We start from the raw sequence: 26,866 nt of genomic DNA on the forward strand, positions 1-26,866 counted from the left end.
TAACGCTCCCGGACCACCAGCCGGGGCGCCCCCGGTCCCACTGTCCGGGAGCACCACGAGCGCCCAGCCGAAGTCGTACTCCCGCCGCGACCGGCCGGTGGGGCAGGGCCGAAGGTCTCGGTCCGACCGGGACCGTCAGTCGTCGACCCGCACGGAGCACCACACGGTCTTGCCGGACTCGTTGGTGCGGGTGCCCCAGCTCTCGCTGAGCACCTCGACGATGTTGAGGCCGCGGCCGTTCTCGTCGCTCTCCTCGGGCCGGCGCCGCCGCGGGCGCAGCTGCGCGCGGTCGCGGACCTCGAGCACGACCTGGTGACCGGTACGACGCAGCCGCAGGTCGATCGGCGGCCGGGCGTGCACGAGCGCGTTGGTCACCAGCTCGCTGGTGATGAGCACCAGGTCGTCGACCGCCTCGGCCCGGACGCCCCAGCGACCGAGCTGGTCGGCGACCGCGCGCCGGGCGTCGCGCGGGGCGGTGCCGACCTCGGCGAGGCGGGCGGTGAAGGTGAGCTCCTGCGGCTCCTCGACCTTCACCAGCACCAGGGCCACGTCGTCGTCGCCGCCGTCGTCGCCGACCAGGCTGCGGACCAGGGTCTCGGGCAGCCGGCGCAACGGCTGGTCGCCGTGCGCGCGGACCAGGTCGGCCAGCTGGGAGATGCCGGCGAACAGGTCCTCGCCCCGCCGCTCGACCAGGCCGTCGGTGTAGAGCACGACGACGTCGTCGGCGCGGACGTCGTACACCTCGGCGGTCATGCCGAAGTAGCCGGCGCCGAGCGGCGGGCCGGTCGCCTCGATCCGAGCCATCGTCTCGACCAGGTCGTGGCGGGCCAGCAGCGGCGGGAGGTGACCGGCGTTGGCGTAGGTGAAGGTCTGCTCGGCGGCGTCGTGGACGGCGTACACGCAGGTGACGATCTGGTCGGCAGCGAGCTCCTGGACCAGGTTGTCGAGGTGCTCGAGGACCTCCGCCGGCCCGAGGTCGAGGGTCGCGAACGCCCGGACGGCGGCGCGCAGCTGACCCATCACCGCGGCCGCGGGCACGCCCCGTCCCATGACGTCGCCGATCACGAACGCGGTGCGGCCCGCACCCAGGTCGATCACGTCGTACCAGTCGCCACCGACGTAGGTGCCCTCGACGCCGGCGCGGTAGAACGTCGCCACCTCGAGGGAGTCGACCTCGAAGTCGCTGGCGGGGAGCAGGCTGGCCTGGAGCTGCTCGGCGACCCGGCGCTCGCGGACCGCGGCCTCGCGCTCGGCCTCGGCGGCGACCAGGCGGCGCCGGGTGGCGTCCTGCTCGGTGACGTCCTGGAAGGAGCCGCGCAGGATCCGGGCCCCGTCCGCGCGCGGGACGACCTCGCCGCGGGCGTGGAAGAGGCGCTGCTCGCCGGTGGGGAGCACGATCCGGGTCTCGTACTCGATGACCTCGCCGTCGATGGCCTCGCCGAGGCGCTCGCGGACCATCGGCAGGTCGTCGGGGTGGACCAGGGACTCGATCACCGCGGTGGTGCCGAGCCGATCCATCGTCTCGCGGTCCATCTGCATCAGCTCGTGGAACGTGCGCGAGGCGACGATCGTGTCGGTGTCGAGGTCGATCTCCCAGCTGCCGATCCGGGCCAGCCGCTGGGCCTGGTCGAGCAGCTCCTCGTTCAGCTCCAGCGCGTGCCGGACCCGCTGCTCGCGGTCGAGCTCGAGGTTGACCCGCACCCGGGCGAGCAGCTCGCGCGCCGAGAACGGCTTGACGAGGTAGTCGACCGCGCCCGCGGCCAGGCCCTCGAGGGTGCCCTCCTCCCCCGCCCGGGCCGACAGCATCACCACGGGTACGACGGTCAGCACCGGGTCGGCCTGCATCCGCTGGAGCAGCCCGAAGCCGTCGAGCCGCGGCATCATCACGTCGGTGACGACGAGGTGCGGCCGCTGCTCGGCCATCAGGGCGAGCGCCTCGACGCCGTCCGAGGCGACGCTCACGTCGTACTCCTCGCGGAGGATCCCCGCGACGTAGGTGCGCATGTCGGCGTTGTCGTCGACGACCAGCACCCGGGGCTGGTCGGCCCGGTCGGGATCCGGCGCGACGGCGTCGGTCGCCTCGTCCTCCTCCGGCAGCCAGCTCAGCGCCTGCGCGACCATCTGCCCGGTCCGCCCGTCGACGATCGCGCCCGCCGAGGTGTCGTCGACGAGGTACGCCGGGTCGAGGTGGTCGCGTCCGAGCGGCACCGCGACCGTGAGGGTGGTCCCCTCGCCGAGCCGGCTCGCCACCCCGACCGTGCCGCCATGCAGGGCGACCAGCTCGGCGACCAGGGCCAGGCCGATACCGGACCCCTCGTGGGTGCGCGACCGCGCGCCGGCCACCCGGTGGAACCGCTCGAACAGGTGCGGGACCTCGGACTCGGGGATGCCGCTGCCGGTGTCGCGCACGGACAGCACGGCGCAGTCGCCGTCGACCCCGAGGCGGACCGAGACCTCGCCCTCGAAGGTGAACTTCAGCGCGTTCGACAGCAGGTTGAGCACGATCTTGGCCCAGTGGTCGCGGTCGACGTACGCCTCGGTGCCGGGGCGTACGTCGATCTCGAGCCGCAGCCCGGCCCGCTCGGCGGCGGACTGGAACATCGCCGCCAGCTCGCCGGTGGCCTGACCGAGGTCGGTCAGGCGGAGCTCCGGGGCGGCCCGACCCGCCTCGAGCCGGGAGAAGTCGAGGAGCGTGTTGACCAGCTGGAGCATCCGCTGGCCGTTGCGCAGCACCGTGGCCAGCCGGTCGCGGTGGACCGGCGCGAGCGGCTCGGCCTCGTCGGCGAGGGCGTCCTCGGTCGGGCCGAGGAGGAGGGTGAGCGGGGTCCGCAGCTCGTGGCTGACGTTGGCGAAGAAGTCGGTCTTCGCCTGGTCGAGGCGGGCCAGGGTCTCCGCCCGCTGTGTCTCGGCCTCGATGGCGCGAGCGTCCGAGACGGCCGCGGCGAGGTGCCCGGCGACCAGGTCGACGAAGCCCCGGTAGGCGTCGTCGAACGGGCGGTAGCGGTTGAGCCCGGCGACCAGGAAGCCGTAGGGGTGGGCCTGGGCCGGCTGCAGCAGCGGGGTGAGATAGGCCTGGAGCGGCGGCTCCGGCCAGGCGCCGCGCGGCAGGTCGGCGAACCGGTCGAGGTCGTGGACCAGGGCCTCGCCCTCCCACAGCCGCGGCGCCGGCCACGTCGCCGCAGGGTCGTCGGCGACCACGAGCGGCGGGAACGCGGCGTGCTCGCCCTCGACCCCGGCCGCCCCCGCGAGCCGGGCCGTGCGGCCGTCGTCCTCGAAGAGGTAGACCGCGGCGAACGGCAGCGACCGCGGATCCTGGGCGAGCTGCGCGCACGCCGTGCGTACGGCGTGCCGCTCGTCGCGGGCGCCCGCCACCCGGATGCCGAGGTCGCGCAGGGTGGCCATCCGCCCGGTCGCCACCACCTGCTCGGTGTCCTCGGTGACCACGCAGAGCATCCCGGCGATCTGCCCGTCGTCGTCGGCCAGCGGGCTGTAGGAGAAGGTGTGGTAGGTCTCCTCGGCGTACCCGGAGCGCTCGAGGAAGAGCAGCAGCGCCTCGTCCCAGGTGGCCTCGCCGGTCGACATCACCGTCTCGATGCGCGGCGCGATGTCGGTCCAGATCTCCGACCAGACCTCGGCGGCGGACCGACCCAGCGCCCAGGGGTACTTGCCGCCGAGGGTGTCGCGCCGGTAGGCGTCGTTGCAGAAGAAGGTCAGCTCGGGACCCCAGGCCATCCACATCGAGAACTTCGACGTGAGCAGGATCCGGACGGCGTTGCGCAGGCTGAGCGGCCAGCCGTCGGGCCGGCCCAGCGGCGTGCCCGACCAGTCGACGCGCAGCAGGTCCGCGCCGACCTCGCCGCTGGCGGCGAGCACGTCCTCCATCGAGCGCGCGGCACTCACGGCGACCGCGGTCCGCGGCGGGCCAGCAACGGCCGGAGCACCAGCGCGAGCAGCAGCACGCCGCCGCCGAGGACGCCCCACCACACGGCGTCGCGCCGGGTCGCGGCCATCGTGTCGACCTCCGGCTCGGGGGCGACCGCCCGGCGGTCGCTGCGCTCGGCCGTGGTGTCGAGGGTGCCGTCCTCGGCCGGCGTGACCGGACGACGCAGCGCGTCGAGCGGTTGTACGACGCCCGCCCCGGTCATCGGGCTGCGCACGTCGGTGCGACCGTCGGCCGTCGACAGCAGCCGGGCCACCAGCTGGTCGCCGGTCGCGTCCGGGTCGGCCGTGCGCATCAGGGCGAGCACGCCGCTGACCTCGGCCGCGGCCCAGGAGGTCACGACGTCGTCGACGGTGCAGGTGCCGCCGTCGACGCCGACGGTGACGCCGCCGACGACCGGGGCGGCGACGTCGGTGCGGCTGTTGGGCAGCACGTACGCCGCCGCGTCCTCGCGGTCGCCGAGGCCGTCGACCGTCGCACTGACGGCGACGACCGACGGATAGCCGGCCGGGAAGACCCGGAGCGCAGCGTCCTGACCGGCCTCCGGCGTGCCGAAGTCGTCGTACAGCGGCTGGTCGTCCTCGGTCGGGCGGTTGCCGGCGGCGGCGACCACGACGACCCCGCGGCGGTGCAGCCGGGTGAGCAGCTTCTCGATGCGCGGGTCGGGCTGGTCGACGAAGAGCGAGACGTTCACGATGTCGACCTCGGGGTGCGCCAGCACCACGCCGAGCCCCTCGACCAGGCCGTCGGCGCTGACCGGCTTGCCCTCGGTGCTGCCCGCGTCGCCGGAGTCGAAGACCCGGACGTCGAGGATCTCGGCGTACGGCGCGATGCCGACGAGCCCGCCCGCGTCGTCCGCGCGCGGGGTGCCCGCGATGAGCCCCGCGACCGCGGTGCCGTGCCAGTCGTCGAGCTCGCCCTGCCGACCGGTGACGCTGACGTGCTCGGAGACCCGCAGGCCCCCGCTGGCCGTGACCCCGGAGTCCAGGACCGCGACGGTCACCCCCGCGCCCGGCTGCCTGCCGCGCGCGGCGAGGTAGGCGTGGGCGTCCGCGATCCGCAGCTGCTCGAGGGGCGCGCTCTCGCGGGTGGCCGCCGACCGGGCCTCGCCCGCCTCCTTGACCTGGACCGCCCCGCAGTCCTCCTCGACCGCCATCGCCGGCGCGGCCGGCAGGATCACCGGCACCGAGGCCGCCAGGGGAAGCAGCAGCACCGCGGGCAGCAGCCTCACTCGCACGTGCGGCTCGCCCCCTGCTCGCCCTGCACCGGCGGACACAGCGCGCTGTCTCGGGACAGCGGGACCCCGGGCTCGAAGAGCTCGACCCACGGGTCGGGCACGAGCGGGGCGTCGTACGAGCCGTAGCCCAGCTGGTCCGCGGCCCCCGGACCGACCAGCGGGTAGGCGACGCCCTTGGCGTCGACGACGTACGACGAGCGGCTGGTCGTGCTGTCCCAATCGCCGACCCGGACGTAGGCGCCGTGCCCGGGGTCGACCGAGACCCGCTCGGCGGGGGCCACCAGGTCGCCGGCCGAGGCTGCGTCGGTCGGGTCGGTGGCCAGCATCGCCACCGGCTTCTCGCCGTCGGCGGTGACCAGCAGCGCGCAGTGTTCGTCGAGCTCGTCGTCGAGGAGCCGGTCGGGCCAGTGCGCCGCGTCGAAGGGCGGGAGCGAGCCGCTGACCTGGGGGGCCGCGTCGAGGGTGACCGGCGCGAGGTCGAGGGGCTGGGCCAGCGGCGGCTTGGCCGTGGTCTCGTAGACGGCCTTCGCGAACGGGTCCAGGTCGGCCGGGCCGTCCTTGGTCAGCAGCTGGAACGACTCGCCGTCGAGGGTGATGATCTGCCCGATCCGGGACCCGGTCGGCAGCTGGCCGGGACCCTGCTCGGGCGCGGGGTCGCCGTACCCCTCGAGGCCGAGGCTCGAGAAGGCGAGCGGCCCCCCGACCGGGAAGAGCCGCAGCCACTTCTCGGGGACGTCGCGGGCCTCGTCGGTGATCGGCAGCCCGAGGGCGCGGAGCAGCGGGTCGAGCGGCACCCCGGTGGGCAGCGCGTAGCTGTAGGCCCGCTGCGGCTCTCCGGACTCGTCGCGACCGGTCGCGATGACGTAGTAGCGGTCCTGGCTCCTCACGACGAAGCCCTTGTCGGGGATCGGCTGGACCACCGGGTCGTTGGACATCGTGACCGCCATCCCCCCGTCGGCGGAGGTGCACGCCGACCAGCCGCTGTCGATCAGCCGCGCGGTGTCGGGGACGGTCTGCGGGGCGCCGAGGATCCCCAGGTCGGAGCCGAGGTCCTGGGCGGCGATGGTGTCCTCGGCCAGGATCTTGGGCTCGAGGTCGGGACCGAGGATCAGCTGGGCCGAGGTGATGTTGAGGATCGAGTGGAGCTCGGGGTCGTCGCTCTCCTCGAGGATGACGTAGAGGCCGCCCTTGTCCTCCGAGATGAGCAGCCCGGGCTTGTTCCAGTCCTCGGGGTCGCGGCCGACCAGGATCCCCGCGACCGCGGCGCCGGCCACGAGCAGCACCGACAGCGCGAGGCCCCCGACGATGGTCCGGCCCGGACGGGCCGGCTCGACCTCGCGCCCGCCCGGCGCGCCCGAGACGAAGGCGGTGACCAGCCGGCGACGGCTGAAGGCGTGCGCCTCGACCAGGTCGCGCTTGGTCGCCACGCCTCAGCCGCCGATCGACGACAGGACGCCCGTGGACACCACGAGCAGGGGCAGCAGCGCCAGCAGGCCGATGGTCTCGACGACGTCGCCGAGCCGGCCGCGGCGCACCGACGGCGGCGAGGGCAGCAGGGTCACGGCGAGCAGCACGGCGCCCGAGGCGGCCAGCGCGACGGCCGCGGTCGGGCGCCAGTCGGGCCACCAGGCCAGGACCGAGACGGCCACGACCGCCAGGCCGACGACGCCGGAGACCAGGCCCACGAGGACCTCGGCGCCGGTGCGGTACTGACGGGTTCGGAGCATCACCAGGCAGCAGGCGACGATCGCGAGCACGGTCCCGGTGACGCCGAGCCGCACGGCCAGCGGCGCGATCATCACGAGCAGCAGGCCGACCGTGCCGGAGATGGCGACCAGGATCTCGTGGGCGACGCGGGCGTCGGCCCGGACCCGCTGCGGGTCGACCTCCGCCGGGTCGGCGGTGATGTCGGCGTCGGTGTAGAGCTGCTCGACGGTGGTGCCGGTGACCCCCAGGGCCAGCCACGGGAAGACGCTGCCGGCGAGCACGACCAGGACCAGGGCGGTGGTGAGGACCACTTCGGCGTCCACGTCGGCGACCCGCATCAGCAGGCCCGTGGCGAGCACGACCGCGCCCACCACCACCGGCGGGATGACCAGGGTCCGGCCGTCGCCGATGCCGACCAGCGCGAGCAGCCCGGCGAGCAGCGCACCCGCGCCCGCGCACGCGAGGGGGAGCCCGAAGAAGGGCTCGTCGGTGAGGAGCATCAGTCCGGAGACCGCGGCGTACGCCGTGCCCATCCAGGCGACCGCGACCGCGGCCTCGCGCTCGTGCTGCACGCGCGAGAGCACGACCGCGCCGCCGACCAGGACCACGGAGACGACGACCGCGGAGACCGCGGCCAGCAGCGAGCCGCGCTGGATGAGCAGCGCGATCGCCCCGAGGGCCATCAGCAGGGCCGCGGCCCACAGCGCCGTACGGCGACCGGCCTCGGGGCGCCACGGCTCCAGGTCGCGCTCGACCACGTCGGTCATCGCCTCGACGACGTCGTCGTAGACCCGGGGCGGCTCGTCGTCGACGCCGGCGGAGACGGAGAGCAGCCCGCCGTCCTCGATGCCCTGGATGACCAGGCCGCTGTCGAGGGCCAGGACACGGCCCTCAGCGGTGACGAGGCGGTAGCCGCCGTAGACCGTCAGCGCGTCGAGCAGGCCCACGCTGCGCGCCAGCTCGGGGAGCAGCTCGGCGACCGGCACCGAGCCCGGCAGCACGAGGTCGACCCGGCGGGTGCCGGAGGCCACGGTGACGCGGACCAGGCCGGAGGCCCCGACGGCGGGCGCCTGGGTCATCGAGTCTCCTTCGAGCGGGACGGTGAGGGTGATGCGGGTCGTGCGGGTCGTGCAGAGAGAGCACCGCCCGGACCGGCGTCAGCCGGTCCGGGCGGAGTGCCCGAGGGGCGATCAGGCCTTGATCTGGAAGGCCTGCGCGCCGCGCTGGTCGGCGGCCGCGTAGTCGGCGTTCGACTGGTAGACGGTGCGGCTGCTCTCGTCGAGCAGGTCCTTCATCTCCTGGATGGCCCAGTCCCACTTCGCCTTGGCGGTGTCGTAGGCGGTGCGGGCGTTACCGGCCCACTCGTTGCGGAGAGGGCTCAGCTCGCTCTCGAGCTGGTTCATCCGGTTGTCGATGTCCTTGACCTTCTTGTACATGTCCTGCGCGGCCTGGTCGAGACCGGCGTGGTTGACGCGGATGCCGTCGAGATCCATGAGTAGCTCCTGAAGGGTGGGGGCCGGCGCTCAGACCGCGTCGAGGCGGCCGGCGGTGCGGACGTAGTTGGAGGACTGGGTCTCGTCGGTCGAGACGTTGTCGTGCTCGGTCGAGACCAGCGAGGCCTCGAACTCGTTGAGGGCCTGGACGATGACCGTCTGCTTCTCGGTCCAGGCCTGGTGCAGCGTGAAGAACGCCGCGCCGCCCTGGCCGACCCACTTGCCCTTGAGGGCGCTGATCTGGTCGTCGAGCTGACGGGCCAGGCCGTCGAAGTCACGCTTGGCGTCGGCCACGAGACCGGCGGCCTTGGTCAGGGTCTTCTCGCCCTGCCCGAACTCGGATGCTCCTTGCGACATCTCGCCTGCTCCTTCCCCGTGGCGGTCGATCACCGCGCGCCGAGATCTGTGGTGATGGTGGTTGGATCGACGTGGCCGACCACGAGTCGGTCGGACACGGCTGGATCTACCCGAGGCACCCTCGGGTAAACCTCAAGAAGTCAGTTCCCACAGGCCGCGGAACAGCCCCACGGCCACGAAGACCGCGGCGATGGCACCCGAGCCGGCGAGTCCCTCGGCGACCTCGGCCCGGCGCGACCACCAGGCCGACCGCCAGCCGCGCCCGGTGGCCACGGCCACCACGACGACGACCGCCGCGAGCCCGACGGACACCATCGCGAGCGCGGTCAGCTGGCCCTCGCCCAGGCCGGGCAGGAGCTCGACCGCGAGCGCCACCCAGGCGACCAGCCCGGCGGCGCGCAGCAGCACCCGCGCCGGGACGTGCCGGTAGCTGCGGGCGGCCAGGAGCAGCGCGGCGCCGACCAGACCGACCAGCACCCGGGCACCGATCCGGTCGATCGGCAGCGTCGCCGTGGCGAGCAGCATCGGCGCGGACACGGCCACCAGCGCGAGGACGGCGGCCGCGGACGCGACGACGAGCCGCGTGCCCCGTCGGGCGATGTCGGCCACCGCGCCCGCAGGTACGACGGTGCGGCCGCGCCGGCCGGTCGGCCGCTCGCGGGCCGACCAGGCCGTGACGGCCAGCCGCTCCAGGTCGAGCAGGTAGTGGTCGGGCACGTCGACCGCGAGCGCCGGCACGAAGCGCGACATCAGCACGGCCGCCACGAGCAGCAGCGCCCAGGGCACCCGCGGGGGCAGGTCGGCGAGCGTGCACAGCCCGGTCAGCACGAACACGCCCGACCCCACGAGCATCCAGGTCCGGAGCACCTCGTCCGCGCTGCGGTCCAGCGCCCGGGCGACGGCCGCGACGACCGCGGCCGTCAGGGCCGCGACGCCGACGGCGACGGGGAGCCGCTCGGCATCGGGGTGCCAGGCCAGTACGAAGGCCGCCGAGGCGCCGAGGACCGGACCGACGGCCAGCCGCTGCGGGGCGAACCGGCCCCCGGGCAGCAGGGTGATCAACACGCCCAACCCCAGCAGCCCGAGGGTGATCTCCTGCAGCAGCTCGTCGTCGGACCGGGCCGCGCACCAGCCGGCCAGGACGGCGACGGCTGCGGCGACCGCGCACCACCACACGCCCGCCCGCCCGGACGGGCGCGGAGCACCGGACTGGACCAGTGGGACGGCGCCGACCGTGCCGGGAGGCGCGTCGGGCGGGGTGGCCACGAGCAGGTCGCCGGGACGCACCCCGGCGTCGGCGAGGGTGCCCTCGACGGGGAACGGGCGGCCGAGACGGTCCCGGAGCGAGGGGCGGGGCGTGCCCGCGAGTGCGGCGTACTCGGCCGCCACGTCGGCGGCGGTGGCGCCCGGAGGCACCATCAGGTCGAGGACGCCGGCCGGTCCGTGGACGCTCACCGGGAGGTTCTCGGCGAGCCGCCGGGATCCGGCCATGGGCGTCGCCTCCTCGGGCACGACGGGGGGCCGCCGGGCATCGGCGGTGCTCTGGAGAGTTGCCCCGCCGCGCGCGGGGGAAACCACGCGACGTTTGCGAAGACGGCCGGGAGGAAGTGTCTCCCTCGTGAGTACGACGCTGCGGCGGACCCGCCTGGACGAGCCGGAGCTGCCGACCGGACAGATCGTCCTGCAGGCGCCGCCCGAGATCCAGCCCCACGAGGGCGCCGGCGGCGTGCTCATGAACGCCATCCCGATGCTGGGCAGCCTGGGCTCGATCGTGCTCGTCGCGACCATGGGCAGCGCCACCGCGGGCCGCAGCTACATCGCTGCGGGCATGTTCCTCTTCGCCACCCTCGGCTTCATCGTCGTGCAGATCGACCGGCAGCGGAAGCAGCGCACCCAGCAGGTGACGGGCTCGCGCACCGAGTACCTCCGCTACCTGGCCAACGTCCGCAAGCTGGCCCGGGAGGCCGCCGACCAGCAGCGCCGCGCCCTGACCTGGCACCACCCCGACCCGTCCTCGCTGCCGTCCCTGGCCGAGGAGCGGTCGCGGCTGTGGGAGCACGGCGCCTCCGACGAGCGCTTCCTCCAGATCCGCTACGGCCTGTGCCACCAGCCGCTGTCGCTGGAGCTGGTGCCGCCCGAGAGCGCCCCCATCGACCAGGTCGACCCGGCAGCGGCCTCGGCGCTGCACCGGCTGCTGGTCGTGCACCGGCTCCAGCCCGATCTCCCGGCCTCCATCGACCTGCGCGCCTTCGACCGGGTCGAGGTGTGCGGCCCCGAGGAGCCGGTCCGCTCCCTGGCCCGGGCGCTGATCTGCTCGGCGACCGCCTTCCACTCCCCCGAGCACCTCGTGGTCGCCGTGCTCGCCTCCGACCAGACCCTGGCCCACTGGGACTGGGTGAAGTGGCTCCCCCACGCGGCCAGCCCGCAGGAGTCCGACGCCGTCGGCCCGCGGCGGATGGTGTCGACGTCGCTGGCCGAGCTGGCCTCCCTGCTCCCGCCGGACCTCGGGGACCGGCCGCGGTTCGGGGCCGACGAGCGGCAGCCGACGCCGCACATCCTGCTCGTCACCGACGGGGCCGAGCTGCCGCCGGGCAACCACGTCGTACCCCCGGACGGGCTGCACGGCGTCACCGTGCTCGACCTGCCGACCCGGTGGGACGCCCTGGAGGACTCCAGCCGCCTGCGGCTGCAGGTCGAGGACGGCGAGGAGCGCGGGGGCCGCCCGGCGATCTCGGCGCTGCGGCTGCGCGAGGAGCCGATCCGGGCCCGCGCCGACCAGTGCGACCTCGCCACGGCCGAGGCGTTCGCCCGCCGGCTGGCGCCGCTCCACACCGTGACCCTGGTGGCCGACCCCGACAGCACGGCCGGCGAGATCGCCGGCCCCACCGACTTCATGGACCTGCTGGCGCTCGGCGACGTACGACGCTTCGACCCCGGGGCCGCCTGGCGACCGCGGCCCGCCCGCGACCGGCTGCGCGTGCCGATCGGCCTCGGCGAGGGCGGCGCGCTGGTCCACCTCGACATCAAGGAGTCGGCCCAGCAGGGCATGGGTCCGCACGGCCTGGTGATCGGCGCTACCGGCTCCGGCAAGTCGGAGTTCCTCCGCACCCTGGTGCTCGGCCTGACGATGACCCACTCCCCCGAGCAGCTCAACCTGGTGCTGGTCGACTTCAAGGGCGGCGCGACGTTCGCGGGGATGTCGGAGCTGCCGCACGTCTCGGCCGTGATCACCAACCTGGCCCAGGAGCTCACCCTCGTCGACCGCATGCAGGACGCGCTGTCCGGCGAGATGGTGCGCCGCCAGGAGCTGCTGCGCGAGGCCGGCAACTTCGCCTCGGTGCGCGACTATGAGCGGGCCCGCACCAACGGCGAGGACCTGGCCCCACTCCCGTCGCTGTTCATCGTGGTCGACGAGTTCTCCGAGCTGCTGACCGCCAAGCCCGAGTTCATCGACCTGTTCGTGGCGATCGGCCGGCTCGGCCGCTCGCTCGGGCTGCACCTCCTGCTCGCCTCGCAGCGGCTGGAGGAGGGCCGGCTGCGCGGGCTCGAGTCCCACCTGTCCTACCGGATCGGTCTGCGCACCTTCAGCGCCCAGGAGTCGCGCGCCGTCCTCGGCGTCCCCGACGCCTACGAGCTGCCGCCGGTCCCCGGCCTCGGCTACCTCAAGCCCGACCCGACCACGATGCTGCGCTTCAAGGCGGCGTACGTCTCGGGGCCGCCCTCGGGCGTCCAGCGGGTACGCCGCGACGACGGCGGACACGTCGAGGGCATCCTGCCGTTCACGATCGCGGAGGTGCTGAAGCTCGACGTCCCCGAGCCGGAGCCCGAGCCGGTCCCGGTCGCGCAGGAGCAGGACGACCAGGCCTCGCTGCTCGACATCGCCGTCGAGCGGATGGAGGACCGCGGACCCGCCGCCCACCAGGTCTGGCTGCCGCCGCTCGACGTACCCGACACGCTGGACCGGCTGATGGGCGACCTGGCTCCCGATCCGGAGCTGGGCCTGATCTCGCAGCAGTGGCGTCGGGTCGGCGGGCTCACCGTGCCGCTCGGCATCATCGACCGCCCGCGCGAGCAGCGCCGCGACACCCTCAGCGTCGACCTCAGCGGCGCGGCCGGCCACGTCGCGGTGGTCGGCGGCCCGCGCAGCGGCAAGAGCACGCTGCTGCGCACCGTGGTCACGAGCATGTCGCTGACCACCACCCCGCTGGAGTCGCAGTTCTTCGTGCTCGACTTCGGCGGCGGCACCTTCGCGCCGCTGGCCAAGCTGCCCCACGTCGCGGGTGTCGGCACCCGCGCCGAGCCCGACGTCGTACGACGGGTGATGGCCGAGGTCCAGGGCATCGTCGATCGCCGCGAGGCCTACTTCCGCGCCCAGGGGATCGACTCGATCGAGACCTACCGGTCCCGCCGCGCCCGGGGCCGGGCCGACGACGGCTGGGGCGACGTCTTCCTGGTGGTCGACGGCTGGAGCACCCTGCGGGCCGACTTCGACGACCTGGAGATGGAGATCCAGCAGCTGGCCGCGCGCGGCCTGACCTTCGGCCTGCACGTCGTGGCCGGCGCGTCCCGCTGGGCGGACTTCCGGGCCGCGATGCGCGACGTGTTCGGCACCCGGCTGGAGCTGCGCCTGGGTGACGCCATGGACTCCGAGGTCGACCGCAAGGCGGCGGCGCTGGTGCCGACCGGTCGTCCCGGCCGCGGCCTGATCGCCGGCAAGCTGCACATCCTGGCCGCGCTTCCCCGCATCGACGGCGTGACCGAGGGCGACTCGCTCGGCGACGGCGTCGACGACCTGATCGCCCGGGTGACCGCCGCGTGGCAGGGCCCCGCCGGTCCCAAGCTGCGGCTGCTGCCGGAGCGGATCGGCCTGGAGCGGATCCGCGAGCTGGCCGGCGTACCGACGACCGACGACGGCGGCGAGAAGGACGGCGGCCGGCTGCTCGTCGGCATCGACGAGAAGGAGCTGGCCCCGGTCTCACTCGATCCGGACGCCGAGCCGCACCTGCTGGTCTTCGGCGACGGCCAGTCCGGCAAGAGCTCGCTGCTGCGCTCCTACGTCCACGAGGTGATGCGCACCCGCACCCCGAAGCAGGCGCAGCTGGTCGTCGTCGACTACCGACGCTCGCTGCTCGGCGAGGTGCCGGAGGAGTACCTGCTCAACTACCTCACCTCGGCCAGCCAGGCCGGACCGGCGCTGAAGGACCTCGCGGCGTACCTCGAGAACCGGCTGCCCGGGCCGGACGTCACGCCCGACCAGCTGCGCAACCGGTCGTGGTGGTCGGGGGCCGAAGTGTTCGTGGTGGTCGACGACTACGACCTGGTCGCGACCCAGCAGAGCTCGCCGGTCCAGGTGCTGCAGCCGCTGATGGCCCAGGGCCGCGACACCGGCCTGCACGTCGTGGTGGCCCGGCGCTCCGGTGGCGCGTCGCGCGCGCTCTACGAGCCGGTGATCCAGTCGATGCGCGACCTCGCGATGCCGGGCCTGCTGCTCTCGGGCGCGCCCGACGAGGGTCCGCTCATCGGCAACCTGCGTCCCTCCCCGGCGCCTCCGGGCCGGGGTCGGTTGGTCACCCGCGAGCGCGGCCTCGAGGTCGTGCAGACGGCCTGGACGGAGCCGTCCCTCTGATCAGGACGCCGGGACGTGCGTGTGCACGCCCGGGCCGGTGATCTTCACGCCCGGCAGGTCGCTGAGGTCGTAGGACATCTCGAACGTACGGCGGTAGCCGGTGTGGGCGATCCGCCAGCCCTCGGGCGTGCGGACGTAGCGGTCCTCGTAGAACGCGGCGCCCTCGAGCATGAACTTGAACGCCTCGACGATCACCTTGTCCTGGAGGTACCAGCGGCCGGTGGCCGTGTCGCCCTCCACGGCGATCTCGGGGTGGTGGGCCTGGTGCAGGGTCAGCATCCCCTCCCCGAGGTTCTCCCGCATGTAGGCGACCAGCGCGCCGCGGTCGTCGAAGACCAGGCCGTTGTAGTCGCCCGTGGCGTCGGGGTGGAAGCAAGCCTCGAAGTCGTCCCACTGCTTGGTGTCGAGCGCCCGGAGGTAGCGGTACTTCAGCTGCGCGATCGCGGTGATGTCGTCCACGCGGCCAATCTAGAACATGTTCTCGTTGCTGTGGCGGTGATCACCTTTTCCGGAACATGCTCGTAACCGGCCATCAACACCCTGCTCACGTTTGCAGCGCACCCTGGGATCACCGCTTGGAACGATCCACACCGATGATCCACCCCACGGACCCAGGAGGCCGAGATGGAGAACCCCACCACGACCGACGTCATCGTCGACAACGAGCTCGCCCGCTTCAGCGACCACCGCAACGAGCTGCGCACCCGCCACTCGCAGGCGCTCGCGAAGCTGATGGACGAGCGCGCCGACCTCTACGGCGTGAACGCGCTGGCGGACCTGGTGTCCGACTCTCTGCGCTGGTCCGCCTGAGCACCGACCCCCGGCCGCGTCACCGTCGCTCCCCCCAGCCACGGTGGCGCGGCCGCGGCATGTCCTGACCAGGTCTCGTTAGACTCCCCCGCGTGATCTTCAAGCGCATCGGCGACGGGCGCCCGTATCCCGAGCACGGGCTGTCCTCTCGAGCCTGGGCGGCGGTGCCACCCCGGCAGGTGCGCCTCGACGAGCTGGTCACCACCAAGGACACCCTCCAGCTCGCCGCCCTGCTCGACGAGGACTCCACGTTCTACGGCGACCTGTTCGCCCACGTCGTCGAGTGGCGCGGGGAGTACTATCTCGAGGACGGTCTGCACCGCGCGCTGCGCGCCGCCCTGCAGCAGCGCCACGTCCTGCACGCGCGCGTCCACCCGGTCGGAGCCTGAGCCCGTGTCCCAAGCCGCCCGTACCGCCACCACCCTCCTGGTCCTGCTCGCGCTGCTCGTCGTCGGACTCGCCTGGGGCTGGTCGGCCGCCACCTCGCCGCTGCCCGAGTCCGCCGTCGAGGTGGACGACTGCACCAGCACCGAGGTCAGCGAGGGCGACACGGTCCAGGTCGACCAGGTCCTGGTCAGCGTCCTGAACGCCGGCAAGCGCAGCGGCCTCGCCAGCCGCACCATGCAGCTGCTCGTCGAGCAGGGCTTCGCGGCCGGCGACCGTGGCAACGCCCCCGACAGCGTCACGGTCGGCAAGGCCCAGATCTGGACCGACGAGCCGAACAGCCCGGCGGTCCGGCTGGTGCAGTCCTGGCTCGGCCGCGGCGTCGAGGTGGTGCCCGCCCCGGTCACCACCACCGTCTCCGGCGTGGTCGTGGTGGTCGGCGACGACTTCCGCGACCTCTCGTCGGCCGGACGGGACAAGGCGACCTCCAAGGTCGCCACCACGATCTGCAGCCCGCCCCCGCCCGAGCTCGCCAGCTAGAGCCCCCGCCGACCCGTCACTGGATGACCGGGATCCGCGGCGTGTCGGTCGGCGATCGACGGGTCGATCCACGCGTCGGGCCGGTCAGCGCGGCGCCGAGTCGTCGATCCCGGACCGACACGCCGTACAAAACGGTGCTTGAGTGACGGGTCGGCGTCGCTAGTCGGCCTTCTCCTCGGGGAGCCACTGGGCGAGGCGGCCGCCGAGGCTGACCTCACGGAGCCGGTCCTCGGTCTTCCAGCGCAGCCGCCGGGGCGTGACGACCAGCAGGTCGTCGCCGTGGCGCAGAACGGTACGACGCTCCGGCACCAGCGTCGTCTCGCCCCGGACGATCATCGACACCGACGCACCCACGGGCAGGCGCAGCTCGCCCACCTCGACGCCGTGCATCCGCGAGGCGGGGCTGATCGTGATCTGCAGCAGGTCGGCGGCCACCCGTTCGAGCGGGGCGGCCTCGAGCTCGAGCTCACGCGGCTCGGAGCGGCGCGCGACCCGCAGCACCCGGGCGACCAGGGGCAGGGTCGGGCCGGTCAGCAGGGTGTAGACGACGACCATTACGAAGACGATGTCGAAGAGCTTCTCCGCCCCGTCGATCCCGTCGGCGAGCGGGATGGTGGTGAAGACGATCGGGACCGCGCCGCGCAGGCCGGCCCACGAGATGAAGCCCAGCTCGCGCCACGGCATCGGTTGCACCAACGAGCTGATCAGCACCGAGATGGGGCGGGCCACGAAGGTCAGCAGCAGACCGGCCGTCAGGGCCAGGCCGACGACCTCCCAGGTCAGCCGGTCGGGGCTCAGCAGCAGGCCGAGCATCACGAACAGCCCGATCTGGGCGATCCACGCGATGCCCTCGGAGAACGATCGGGTCGCGGCGCGGTGGGGCAGCTCGGAGTTGCCGAGGACCAGCGCGGCGACGTACACGGCGGCGAAGCCGGAGGCGTGCACGGCCGCGCCCGCGCCGTACGCGAGGAGGGTGAGGACGAGCACGGCGATCGGGTAGAGACCGGACGACGGCAGCGCCGCGCGGCGCATCACCCAGGCGCCGCCGACGCCGACCGCGAGACCGATCAGCACGCCGACGACCAGCTCGAAGAGGATCAGCGCGAGCATCAGCAGCGGGCCGTCCTCGGCGGCGGCGCCGGACGAGACCAAGACGACGAGCACCACGACCGGGGCGTCGTTGAGCCCGGACTCGGCCTCGAGGACGCCGGTCAGCCGGCGCGGCAGCGGGACCGCACGAAGCACCGAGAACACCGCGGCGGCGTCGGTGGCGGAGGTCGCGGCGCCGAGCAGGATGGCCAGCTTCCAGTCCATGCCGAGCAGGTAGTGGGCGCCCACGGCCACGATGCCGACGGAGATGCTGACCCCGACGGTCGCCAGCATCACCCCCAGCCGCATCGACGGCTTGATCTCGCGCCAGTTGGTCGTGAGACCACCCTCGGCGAGGATCAGCACCAGCGCCCCGAAGCCCAGCGCGTGCGCCAGCTCGGCATCCTCGAAGTGGATGCCGAGGCCGCGCTCGCCGAGCAGCACCCCCATCAGGAGGTAGACGAGCAGGCTCGGGAGCCCGGCCCTGCTGGAGGCCCGGACCGCGAGGATCGCCGCGAGGGTGACGGCCGAGCCGACCAGCAGGAACAGGTCCAGCTGATGGGCGTCGAAGGTCATCTCACCTCAGGTGTCGGCGTGGCACGTGGGGCGAGTCTACCGTTCCCGGAGACTGCCTCCGGTCACCGGTCGCTCAGGTGGTCGGCGTGTAGCCGGGCCGCCCGGAGGCGTCCCACTCCTCCCAGAACGAGGTGAACTCCTCGCCGAGGAACGGGTCGCCGCCGGTCATCATGATCCCGCCCCGGCGTACGGTCCAGTCCCACGGCGCGAGGTCCTGCGCGGCCGCCAGGTGGGCCTTGGCGGCCTCGGTGCGCCCGCCGCGTTGGAGGTACGCCGCCACCCGCCGCTCGGCCAGTGCGCGCTGCTCGTCGTCCGTGCGCTCGGGCAGCGCGCCCGCCGCGCTCTCGGGGAGCACGCCGTCGCGCGCCCAGGCCCGGAGCAGGTCGTGGTGCTGCTCGCTGGGGATCAAGGTGTAGTCGACGAACTGGTCGTCCCCGGGCGCGATGGTGGGCGGCTTGACCACCCGGTCGTCCTCGTCGACCCAGACCACCGACGGCACGTTGGTGATGCCGTACCGCTCGGCCGTGACGTGGGCGGTGTCCACCGCCACGGGGTACGACGGGGACGCCGCCTCGATCCAGGGGCGACTGTCCTCCGGGTCGGCGTCGAGCGCGACGGAGAAGATCCTCAGCCCGGTGTCGGCGAGCTCGTCCTGGAGCTTCTGCCAGCCGGCCAGCTCGTGGCGACAGCCGCACCAGCTGGCCCAGGTGACGAGCACCCGCTTGTGGCCGGACTGCTCGTCGAAGGAGACCGGGTGGCCGTCGACGTCGCGCAGCGCGAGGCTGGGGGCCCGTCCGTCGGCGACGTCCTGCTGCCGGGCGGCGGCGGACGGCGCGAGCGCGGCCACCCCCTCGGCCGGGTCGTGCGCGAGCAGGAGGCCGAGCGCGGCCGCCCAGGCCGCGAGGTCGATCCGCCCGTCGTCGGCCGCGACGACCTTCCCGAACAGCGGGACGCACACGTCGCCGCGGCACAGGCCGACCGGCTTCAGGTCCCAGCCGGTCGCGGCGGTCAGGTCGGCGGCGTCGACGTACGTCCCGTCGGCGCGGACGTCGTGCGCGCTGCCGTCGACGTCGATCAGGGTGAGGGTCTCCACCTGCCGAGGATCGCACGGAACTGGAACATGTTCTACCTTTGCCGTATGAGCAAGGGCACCGCGCTTCCCGACGTCCTCCCCGCCACCGTGCTGGCCGACGACACCCCGTCGTACGACGTGGTCGTGGCCGGGTTCGGCATCGCCGGCGGGTGCGCGGCACTCGAGGCGGCCCGGGCCGGCGCGCGGGTGCTGCTGCTGGAGAGGGCGGCGGTGCACGGCGGGACCTCGAGCATGTCCGGCGGCCACTTCTACCTCGGCGGCGGCACGGTCGTGCAGCGCGCGACGGGACAGGAGGACTCGGTCGAGGAGATGTACCAGTACCTCGTCGCGGTCTCCAAGCAGCCCGAGCACGACAAGATCCGCGCCTACTGCGAGGGCTCGGTCGAGCACTGCGACTGGCTGGAGGCGCTGGGCTTCGAGTTCGAGCGGTCGTTCTACCCCGAGAAGGCGGTCATCCAGCCCGGCACCCAGGGGCTGATGTACACCGGCAACGAGAAGGTCTGGCCCTTCAAGGAGCAGGCCGTGCCGGCGCCGCGCGGCCACAAGGTGCCGGTGCCGGGCGACACCGAGGGCACCAAGATGGTGATGGACCTGCTCCGTGACCGGATCGAGGAGGCGGGCGTCGAGGTCCGCTACGAGACCGGGGTGACCAATCTCGTGACCGCCGACGACGCCGTGGTCGGGGTGGCCTGGAAGTCGTTCGAGCAGACCGGGGTCGTCCGCGCCCCCGCGGTGATCGTCGCCGCCGGTGGCTTCGTGATGAACCCCGACATGGTCGCCGAGCACACCCCGGCCCTGGCCGAGAAGCCCTTCACCCTGGGCTCGACGTACGACGACGGCCTCGGCATCCGACTCGGCGCGTCGGTCGGCGCGGAGCTCAAGCACATGGAGGAGCCGTTCATCACGGCCCCGATCTACCCGCCGGCCGCACTGCTCACCGGGATCCTGGTCAACTCCGACGGCGAGCGGTTCGTGGCCGAGGACAGCTACCACTCGCGCACGTCGCAGTTCGTCATGGAGCAGGCCGACCACACGGCGTACCTGATCGTGGACAGCGAGCACGTCGAGTACCCCAAGTTCCCGCTGGTGCCGCTGATCGACGGCTACGAGACGGTCGAAGAGCTCGAGGACGCGCTCGCGCTGCCCGCCGGCTCGGTGGCCAAGGCGCTGGCGCGCTACAACGAGGGCGCCGCCCGCGGCGAGGACCCCGACTTCCACAAGAGCAGCGAGTACGTCGCCCCGCTGACCACCGGTCCGTGGGCCGTCTTCGACTTGCGACTGGGCAAGGCGATCTACGCCGGCTTCACGCTCGGCGGGATCCGGGTGTCGGTCGACGGCGAGGTGCAGCGGCCCGACGGCTCCGTCGTACCCGGGCTGTACGCCGCCGGCGCCTGCGCGTCCAACCTCGCCCAGGACGGCAAGGGCTACTGCTCGGGCACGCAGCTCGGCGAGGGGTCGTTCTTCGGCCGGCGGGCGGGGCGGCACGCGGCGGGAAGAGTTTCATCGGCTAGCCGATGAAACTCTCGCCGGGACGACAAAGGTTCATCGTCCCGGCATGAGGTTCGTCGGCCAGCCGATGAAACTCTCCCGGCCCGGACGACGACGGCTCACGCCCGGACGACGACGGCGCGTCGCCCGGGCGTGAGTCCCGGAGGGATCAGCGCACGCGGACCTTGGTCCGCGCGGTCGAGCCCTGGATCGAGCCGTTGCCGAGGTACTGCACCCGGATCGTGCGGACGCCCGGGCGGGTGGCCCGGAACCGGACCACGGCCCGGCCGTTGCGCACCTTCGCGGTCCCGACCCGCTTCGGCCCGTCGAGCACCCGCACCTGGCCGTCGGCGCTCAGGCCGCTGACGGCCACGCGGACCGTCACCCGCACCACGGCACCACGCCGGACCCGGGCCGGGCGGGTGACGCTCAGCCGGGAGGTGGCCTTCGCGACGCGCTGCGGCCGGACCACCTGGGCGGTACCGGTCGCGTGCCCGGCCTTCGTCGCGGTGACGAGTACGCCGACGCGGGCCCCGAGGTCCGCCCGGGTCAGCACGTAGGACGTCCCCGTGGCGCCCCGGACGGGCGCGCCGTCGCGGGTCCACTGCACCGAGGTGCGCACCCCGGCGACGTCCCAGACGCCGGTGGTGGTCCGCAGGCGCTGGCCGATCCGCGCCGTCCCGGTCACGACCGGGGCGGTCGTCGCCTGCGGAGCCACGGCCGGCCCGGTCGGGACCGCGGCGAGGGTGGCCGAGGCCTCCGCACCGACGTTCCCGGCGAGGTCGGTGGCCCGGTGGGTCACGGTGTGGGCGGCGCCGTCGAGGGTGATCGGGTCGACGTACGTCGTCCACTCACCCGCGTCCACGCGGTACTCCAGCATCGCTACGCCGGAGCCGCCCTCGTCGTCGCCGGTCAGGGCGAAGGTGCGCCCGTCCCAGGTCAGCGCGCTGGTCGGCGCCCCGAGGTCGACCTTCACCGTGAGGGTGCCGACCGGCGAGAAGGCGCCCCGATCGGTGGCCCGGTAGTCGATCACGACGGTGCCCGCGGGCAGCGGGACCGCGGCGGTCCAGACCTGCCACTCGCCGGCGTCCAGCCGGTACTCGAGGCTGTCCGGCTCGCCGGTCGCCGCGAGCGTCAGCGCCGCACCGGTCCCGTGCCAGCCGCCCTCGCCGGCCTGCGAGACCGTGGCGGTCACCGGGCCCTCGGCGTACTCGGCGTCGATGGAGACGGTCTGCGACCGGGTCTCCTCGACGTTGCCGGCCGCGTCGGTGCTGGCGAAGCGGACCACGTGGTCGCCCGCGCCGGTGATCTCCGGCGCGGTCTGCCCGAGCACCTGCCACTCGCCGTCGCCGATCCGGTAGCGGGTCGTCGCGACCCCGCTGCCCGCGTCGGAGGCCGCGATCGTCAGCCGCCGGGTCTCGTGGCCTGCCGCGATCGCGGCGAGGGTCGTGACCGGAGCGGTGGCGTCGATGCGCACGGTCATCGACCGCGGGGCCGAGGTGTTCCCGGCGGCGTCGCGAGCCCGGTACTGCAGGGTGTGCTCGCCGTCGGTGTCGAGCACCACCGGTGCGTCGTACGACGTCCAGCCCGCGCCGCGGTCGACCTCCACGACCGGGGCGTCGTCCCGGTCGTCGGCCGCTGCGACGGTGGCCGTGACCGGACCGCGGTCCCAGCCGTTCTCGCCCGGCGTCTCGCGGTCCAGCTCGATCGAGGTCGCCGGCGCCCGCCGGTCGACGCCCGAGGTGACCCACAGGTCGGCCACCGACGGGTCGTAGAACCCCGTCGCACCGACCGGGAACTCGAACTTCACCCGGACCTTGCCCTGGTGCGCGAGCACCGCCGGGTCGTCGACCAGGAAGCGGTACATCTTGGTCGACTGCCCCGGGCCGGCGAGGGTCCGCTGGTCGACCAGCACGTCGTTGACGTAGACGTTGTACTTCTTCGTCACCGGGTTGTTGAACGTCTCCCGGACCTGCAGCACCAACGGCTCGCCGGGGATCGCGTTCACCTCGGCGGAGAACCACGAGCCGGGGTAGTTGGAGTGCGCGTACCGACGCGTGAAGCCGGCCTCGCTGCTGATCCCGCTGTTCGGGGCGGCCAGGAGGGCGTGGGCCTGCTCGGAGGTCGGCTCACCGAAGTCGACGTGGTCGAGCAGGACCGCCGCCTCCGGGACGTCGAGCTGCAACGTCAGCGGCGCGGTCGCGGTGGCCAGCACCTGGTCGCCGCCGAACGAGACCCGGACGTCGCGCACGTCGCCCCCGACGTAGCCGATCGGGACGAAGACCCGGATCCGCTGGGTGATCTCGCCACCCGGCGCGACCGTGCGTACGGCGGGCGCCGCCTGCCGCCAGCCGGTCGGCAGCTCGGCCCGCAGCCGACCGGTCGCAGCGACCGACCCGGCGTTGCGGACCGTCGCGACGATCTCGGCGACCTCGTTCGAGAAGTCCACCGGGTGGGTGGCGGCCACGTCGACCAGGCTGACCTGGGAGTCGACACTCGCCCACTCCCGCTCCAGCGCGATCGGGTAGGTCGTCCCGCCGTCGGTGAAGCTCAGCGTCACCCCGGCCCGGACCGGGCCGGAGGCCTGGCCGGACGGGACCCGCGTCGTGAACGTCAGGTCGGTGCTCGCCCCGGCCGCGAGGGCCGCCGGCGCGGTGTCGTCGCTGGCGACCGCCCAGTCGGCGACGGTGAAGCCCGCGATGAACGGCCCCACCGGGGCGTCCCCGCCGTTGGTCAGGCGCACCGTGCCGGTGACCTGCTGGCCGCGGTTCACCGGCGCCTCGACCGGCGCCAGGGTCAGCGTCAGACCCCGGATCGCGAGGGCCACCTCGACCATCAGCGGCTCGATCGTCGCCAGCCGCGCCGCGAGGTCCGCGACGACGGCCTCGTCGGTCACGCGGTCGGCCAGCGAGCCGCGCAGGTCGCGCAGCCCGTCGAGCGCGTCACCCAGGTCGGCCCGGGCCGTGGCCCCGTCGGCGGCGGTGTGTGCCGCGGACGCGGAGCGGACCAGGGTCTCGATCGCCTCGATCCGTCCGGAGAGGTCGGACGCCTCCTCCGGCTCGAGGTCCCCGGCGGCCAGGTGGCCGTCCACCCGGTCGCCCAGGTTCAGCAGCTCGTCGAGGACGTCCTGGAAGACCCCGAGGTCGTCGGCGGCCTTCGGGCCGAACGTCCAGGCACCGGGGCCCACCCGGAAGGTGGCGTAGGTGCCGCCCGGCAGCTCGGAGCGGCCGACGTACTCGGCCTCCTCGGGGTGGCTCGGGACGTACTCGGCACGCACCGTGCTCGGCAGCGGGACCTGCACGGTGGCGGTCGTGTTGCCGGGCACCGTCACGGACAGCTCGGTGCGGCCGCGGCGGTCGTGCTCGAAGGCGGCCGAGATCTGTCCGCGCACCGTGGGCACCGTGATCTCGGCCGAGGCCAGGTCCCCGGGCTGCGGCTTGACCTGGAACTCGCCGTAGCCGTTGCTGAGCGGCTGGATGCCGAACAGGCCCGAGGGCACGTTGAACGCCGGCGAGGCGGCCCACGGGTGCGAGTAGGTCAGGTTGCTCTTCTGCGACGGGTCCCAGGCCTCCATGGTGGAGCCCGCACCGAGCCGGATCATGTTCATCCAGCTGCTGGTGCCCTCGTCGGTCAGCGCGTCCAGCGCGGCCTGGCCGTTGCCGCCGTCGTACAGGCCCTTCACCAGGAAGGCGGCGCAGTAGACGCTGCAGGCCATGCCGCGGGAGTCGACGAACTCGGCGACCCGGGCGACCTGGTCGTCCTCCGGTACGCCGAAGGCCAGGGCGAAGGCGCTGGCGTGCACCGAGTAGTGCCCGGTCTTGGCGCCGGCGGCGTTCATGCCGTCGTCGTACCGGCCGCCCTCGGCGTCGTAGAGCCGCTCGTTGATCTGGGTCCGCAGCCGGTCGGCCTGCTGGGTGAACTGCTCGGCCTCGGCGTCCTTTCCGAGGATCCCGGCCATCGCGGCCATGTCCCGGGTCGCGCGGTAGTAGAGCGAGTTGATGACGGTGTTGTACTCGCGGAACTGGTAGCCGTCGCGCTGGCTGGTCGGCCAGTCGACGATGTCGCAGTCGTTGCAGCTGCTGGAGCCGTTCGAGCCGGTGGTCTTGCGCACCAGGCCGGTCGAGGCCTCCAGCCAGGCCGGCCGCAGCTTGGTCTTCAGGTTGTCGTAGTAGTCGGCGACCTGCTCGGTGTTGCCGGTCTGGCGCCACGCGTCGTAGACCGAGAGCACCACGAAGATCGGCCACTCGGTGGGCCAGGTCCGGTTGCTCTTGAAGTAGTTCATCGAGTAGCGACCCAGTGACAGGTCCTCCATGAGGTAGAGCGACGAGAGCTGCTGGAGGTAGCCGTCGGCCTCGTAGTTGGTCCGCTCACGGGTCCAGGAGTCGGTGTAGAAGTTGACGTTCAGCGACTCGATCGAGTTCTTCGAGAGCTGGTAGACCTGGTTGAGGTTCTCGTCCGACGACGTGAACGACGACGCCTCCTGGTCGAACGGGTAGACCAGGGCGAGGGCCTTCAGGCTCTCCGCGGTCACCGGCTCGGTGGCCCCGACGATCTCCAGGTAGCGGAAGACCCGCATGCCCCAGGTCTCGAGGCGCTGCTGGCCGTCCTTGAGGGTGACGATGTCGCGGTACTTGTTGGTGGTGTTGAGCTCCCAGCGCACGGTGTTCGCGCTGGAGGTCACCTCGCCGAACCGGAGCTCGACCCGGTCGCCGGCGGTGCCGTCGGCGACGTCGTACTGCACGCCGCCGATCCAGGTGCGGCCGAAGTCGACGAAGTAGTTGCCGTTGCCCTTGTCGACGATCTTCACCGGGTCGTGCAGCTGCTGCTCGACCTTGCCCATCGGCGTCGACTCGAGCTGCGGGATCGCGGGCCGCGCCACGGCGGGTGCCCAGGCGCTGTCGTCGAAGCCCGGGGACGCGAAGCCGAAGGGGAACTGGCGGGCGTCGAGGTTCTCCATCGGGGCGGTGAAGTAGCTGGTGCCGATGCTGCCGGCCTCGGGGAAGACGAGCGCCCCGTTGAGCGACGTCCAGCTCGGGCCGGAGCCGAACACCTGGGTCGTCCCGTCGGTGTAGGCGACCTTCAGCTGCGCCTGGAAGCGACGGTTGGCGTTGGTGGTGTAGGCCAGCGCGGCGACCGCGTTGGTCTCGCCGCGCCGGAGCAGGCCGGTGACGTCGAAGCCGTCGTACCGGGCCTCGGTGCCGATCCGGTTGGTCGGGCCGAGGCCGACGAAGGTGCCGTTGACGTAGGTCTTGTAGACGTACTGCAGGTGGTTGCGGAACTCCGTGGCGGTGGCGTTCAGGGTCGCCCAGGCGATCTCCTTGTCGGCCAGCTCCACCTCACCGCGCAGGAACGCCCAGTTGGCGGGGACGTTGGCGGGGTTGATCAGGCCGCAGTTCTGGGCGTTGCCGACGTTCAGCACGCCGCCCGAGACCGAGCCGCACGGGAACGGGTTGGTGCCCTCGAACGCGTTCTCGAACAGGACCCGGGCGGTGCCGGTCTCGACGACCCGGAGGTCGTCGAGCTGGCCCGACTCGGTGTTGCCGGTGCGGACGCCGACGGTGCCGTTGACGTTGCGCGAGTCGGTGCGCTGGTCGACCTGGACGTTGTTGATGAAGGTGGTGAAGGTGGTGCCGGCCACCACGATCCGGAAGTCGGCCCAGGTGTTGGCCACCAGCGTGCCGGCGGGCAGCGGGACCGAGGCGCCCAGGGTGGAGTAGGTGCCGTTGACCTGGACGTGCGGCGTGAGCCGGTTGTCGGAGGCCCGGAACTGCCACATGAAGGAGTTGCCGGCGTCGAAGGCGCGGAACCGGACGCCCAGGGCGCCGGCGGTGATCCGCATCCGGCCGCTCACGGTGTAGTCGACCCACGGGGCCGCCGCTTCCCCGGGCAGCTGCGCGCTCGCCCAGATCGGCTCGCTGCCGGCCCAGGTGACGCCGGGCGCCGTACCGAAGGAGGTCACGTCGGACCAGGGCGAGGCCTGCGCGCCGTCCCAGGTGCGAACCTTCCAGTAGTAGCGCTCGCCGGCGACCAGGTCGGGGCCCCCGTGGGCCACGTTGAGCTGCTGGGTCGAGTCGACCTGCCCGGAGTCCCAGACGTCGCCCTCGTCGGCCTCGGCCTTCGCGGCGCTCGTCGAGACGACGATCCGGTACGCCGACTGCATCCCGGCGCCGACCTGCCAGGAGTAGTCCGGGTCGGTGAGGTCGCCGAGGTCGGCCGGCTCGGCCAGACCGTTGACGCGGAGCCCGCGCGGCTCCGCGCCGGTCGCGGCCGCGGCGGCCTGGGCGGCGGGTGCTGCGGTCGCTGCCGGGGCGGAGATCGCCAGCCCGGCGGTCAGGAGGGACGTCGCCACGCTGGCGGCAAGGACGCGATGGATCAGGGAGTTCACCCGGGCACAATTCCTTCGTTTCACACGTCACCCCGAGCGACGCTGGTCACACTGTGACGGTCACCATATGAAACGTTTCGTTAATCCGCCACCCGATGACCGAATCTGGTCAGCGACACCATCCGGACAGCGCTCGACGAC

16 protein-coding genes are annotated in these 26,866 nt (G+C 73.2%); 5 read left to right on the forward strand and 11 right to left on the reverse strand.

What is annotated here, in order from left to right; translation table 11 throughout:
• Positions 1 to 135 precede the first annotated feature (135 nt).
• The 7 genes from BLT76_RS09315 to BLT76_RS09345 form a co-directional block, all read right to left on the reverse strand.
• Entirely contained in the window at positions 136 to 3,900 is a 3,765-nt protein-coding gene (locus tag BLT76_RS09315; protein ID WP_139175458.1) for a SpoIIE family protein phosphatase, read from the reverse strand.
• Positions 3,897 to 5,153 carry a S8 family peptidase gene (locus BLT76_RS09320; protein WP_139175459.1) on the reverse strand — a complete coding sequence of 419 codons (1,257 nt, stop codon included), beginning with the start codon at positions 5,151 to 5,153 and terminating at the stop codon, positions 3,897 to 3,899. Before BLT76_RS09320 ends, BLT76_RS09315 begins: the two co-directional genes overlap by 4 nt.
• Positions 5,154 to 5,167: 14 nt before the next feature.
• The gene (locus tag BLT76_RS09325; protein ID WP_090854206.1) at positions 5,168 to 6,604 is read right to left on the reverse strand and encodes a type VII secretion protein EccB; all 1,437 of its coding nucleotides are present in this window, start codon (positions 6,602 to 6,604) and stop codon (positions 5,168 to 5,170) included.
• A 3-nt stretch (positions 6,605 to 6,607) separates the two neighbouring features.
• The gene (gene eccD, locus BLT76_RS09330; RefSeq protein WP_090854209.1) at positions 6,608 to 7,963 is read right to left on the reverse strand and encodes a type VII secretion integral membrane protein EccD; all 1,356 of its coding nucleotides are present in this window, start codon (positions 7,961 to 7,963) and stop codon (positions 6,608 to 6,610) included.
• Between the two features lie 111 nt (positions 7,964 to 8,074).
• Positions 8,075 to 8,377: a WXG100 family type VII secretion target gene (locus BLT76_RS09335; protein ID WP_090854212.1), complete on the reverse strand. Its 303-nt coding sequence runs from the start codon at positions 8,375 to 8,377 to the stop codon at positions 8,075 to 8,077.
• A gap of 30 nt (positions 8,378 to 8,407) precedes the next feature.
• Positions 8,408 to 8,734 carry a WXG100 family type VII secretion target gene (locus BLT76_RS09340; protein WP_090854215.1) on the reverse strand — a complete coding sequence of 109 codons (327 nt, stop codon included), beginning with the start codon at positions 8,732 to 8,734 and terminating at the stop codon, positions 8,408 to 8,410.
• Positions 8,735 to 8,866: 132 nt separating this feature from the next.
• Positions 8,867 to 10,225 carry a hypothetical protein gene (locus BLT76_RS09345; protein WP_090854219.1) on the reverse strand — a complete coding sequence of 453 codons (1,359 nt, stop codon included), beginning with the start codon at positions 10,223 to 10,225 and terminating at the stop codon, positions 8,867 to 8,869.
• Positions 10,226 to 10,352: 127 nt separating this feature from the next.
• Between BLT76_RS09345 and eccCa the strand changes: the two genes are divergently transcribed.
• On the forward strand, positions 10,353 to 14,360 hold the full coding sequence (gene eccCa / locus BLT76_RS09350; RefSeq protein WP_244509339.1) for a type VII secretion protein EccCa: 4,008 nt from the start codon (positions 10,353 to 10,355) through the stop codon (positions 14,358 to 14,360).
• Here the strand turns inward: eccCa and BLT76_RS09355 are convergent, their stop codons facing one another.
• The gene (locus BLT76_RS09355) at positions 14,361 to 14,819 is read right to left on the reverse strand and encodes a nuclear transport factor 2 family protein (RefSeq protein ID WP_170866986.1); all 459 of its coding nucleotides are present in this window, start codon (positions 14,817 to 14,819) and stop codon (positions 14,361 to 14,363) included.
• A gap of 165 nt (positions 14,820 to 14,984) precedes the next feature.
• On the opposite strand from BLT76_RS09355, the gene BLT76_RS09360 reads away from it, so the two are divergent.
• The 3 genes from BLT76_RS09360 (at position 14,985) to BLT76_RS09370 (ending at position 16,094) form a co-directional block, all read left to right on the forward strand.
• Positions 14,985 to 15,170 carry a hypothetical protein gene (locus BLT76_RS09360; RefSeq protein WP_090854231.1) on the forward strand — a complete coding sequence of 62 codons (186 nt, stop codon included), beginning with the start codon at positions 14,985 to 14,987 and terminating at the stop codon, positions 15,168 to 15,170.
• A gap of 92 nt (positions 15,171 to 15,262) precedes the next feature.
• The gene (locus tag BLT76_RS09365; protein ID WP_090854233.1) at positions 15,263 to 15,559 is read left to right on the forward strand and encodes a type II toxin-antitoxin system VapB family antitoxin; all 297 of its coding nucleotides are present in this window, start codon (positions 15,263 to 15,265) and stop codon (positions 15,557 to 15,559) included.
• A 4-nt stretch (positions 15,560 to 15,563) separates the two neighbouring features.
• On the forward strand, positions 15,564 to 16,094 hold the full coding sequence (locus BLT76_RS09370) for a LytR C-terminal domain-containing protein (RefSeq protein WP_170866987.1): 531 nt from the start codon (positions 15,564 to 15,566) through the stop codon (positions 16,092 to 16,094).
• 159 nt (positions 16,095 to 16,253) lie between these two features.
• Here the strand turns inward: BLT76_RS09370 and BLT76_RS09375 are convergent, their stop codons facing one another.
• Together BLT76_RS09375 and BLT76_RS09380 are read right to left on the reverse strand one after the other, a co-directional pair.
• The gene (locus BLT76_RS09375; RefSeq protein ID WP_090854238.1) at positions 16,254 to 17,759 is read right to left on the reverse strand and encodes a potassium/proton antiporter; all 1,506 of its coding nucleotides are present in this window, start codon (positions 17,757 to 17,759) and stop codon (positions 16,254 to 16,256) included.
• A gap of 73 nt (positions 17,760 to 17,832) precedes the next feature.
• Entirely contained in the window at positions 17,833 to 18,852 is a 1,020-nt protein-coding gene (locus BLT76_RS09380; RefSeq protein WP_090854241.1) for a TlpA disulfide reductase family protein, read from the reverse strand.
• Between the two features lie 45 nt (positions 18,853 to 18,897).
• Here BLT76_RS09380 and BLT76_RS09385 point away from each other — a divergent pair, with 45 nt between their 5' ends.
• Positions 18,898 to 20,370, forward strand: a complete 1,473-nt coding sequence (locus BLT76_RS09385; protein WP_090854244.1) for an FAD-binding protein — start codon at positions 18,898 to 18,900, stop codon at positions 20,368 to 20,370.
• A 139-nt stretch (positions 20,371 to 20,509) separates the two neighbouring features.
• On the opposite strand, the gene BLT76_RS09390 is transcribed toward BLT76_RS09385, so the two are convergent.
• Entirely contained in the window at positions 20,510 to 26,725 is a 6,216-nt protein-coding gene (locus BLT76_RS09390) for a family 78 glycoside hydrolase catalytic domain (RefSeq protein WP_090854247.1), read from the reverse strand.
• Between the last annotated feature and the right edge of the window lie 141 nt (positions 26,726 to 26,866).

The sequence above is a fragment of the Nocardioides lianchengensis genome (genome assembly GCF_900101465.1).
Classification (GTDB): domain Bacteria; phylum Actinomycetota; class Actinomycetes; order Propionibacteriales; family Nocardioidaceae; genus Nocardioides; species Nocardioides lianchengensis.

Bases quoted from the DNA above. Each gene is read 5' to 3' on its own strand.
- BLT76_RS09360 (WP_090854231.1), top strand. From the start codon at position 14,985: ATGGAGAACCCCACCACGACCGACGTCATCGTCGACAACGAGCTCGCC.
- BLT76_RS09345 (WP_090854219.1), bottom strand. From the start codon at position 10,225: ATGGCCGGATCCCGGCGGCTCGCCGAGAACCTCCCGGTGAGCGTCCAC.
- BLT76_RS09385 (WP_090854244.1), top strand. From the start codon at position 18,898: ATGAGCAAGGGCACCGCGCTTCCCGACGTCCTCCCCGCCACCGTGCTG.
- eccD (WP_090854209.1), bottom strand. From the start codon at position 7,963: ATGACCCAGGCGCCCGCCGTCGGGGCCTCCGGCCTGGTCCGCGTCACC.
- BLT76_RS09375 (WP_090854238.1), bottom strand. From the start codon at position 17,759: ATGACCTTCGACGCCCATCAGCTGGACCTGTTCCTGCTGGTCGGCTCG.
- BLT76_RS09340 (WP_090854215.1), bottom strand. From the start codon at position 8,734: ATGTCGCAAGGAGCATCCGAGTTCGGGCAGGGCGAGAAGACCCTGACC.
- BLT76_RS09335 (WP_090854212.1), bottom strand. From the start codon at position 8,377: ATGGATCTCGACGGCATCCGCGTCAACCACGCCGGTCTCGACCAGGCC.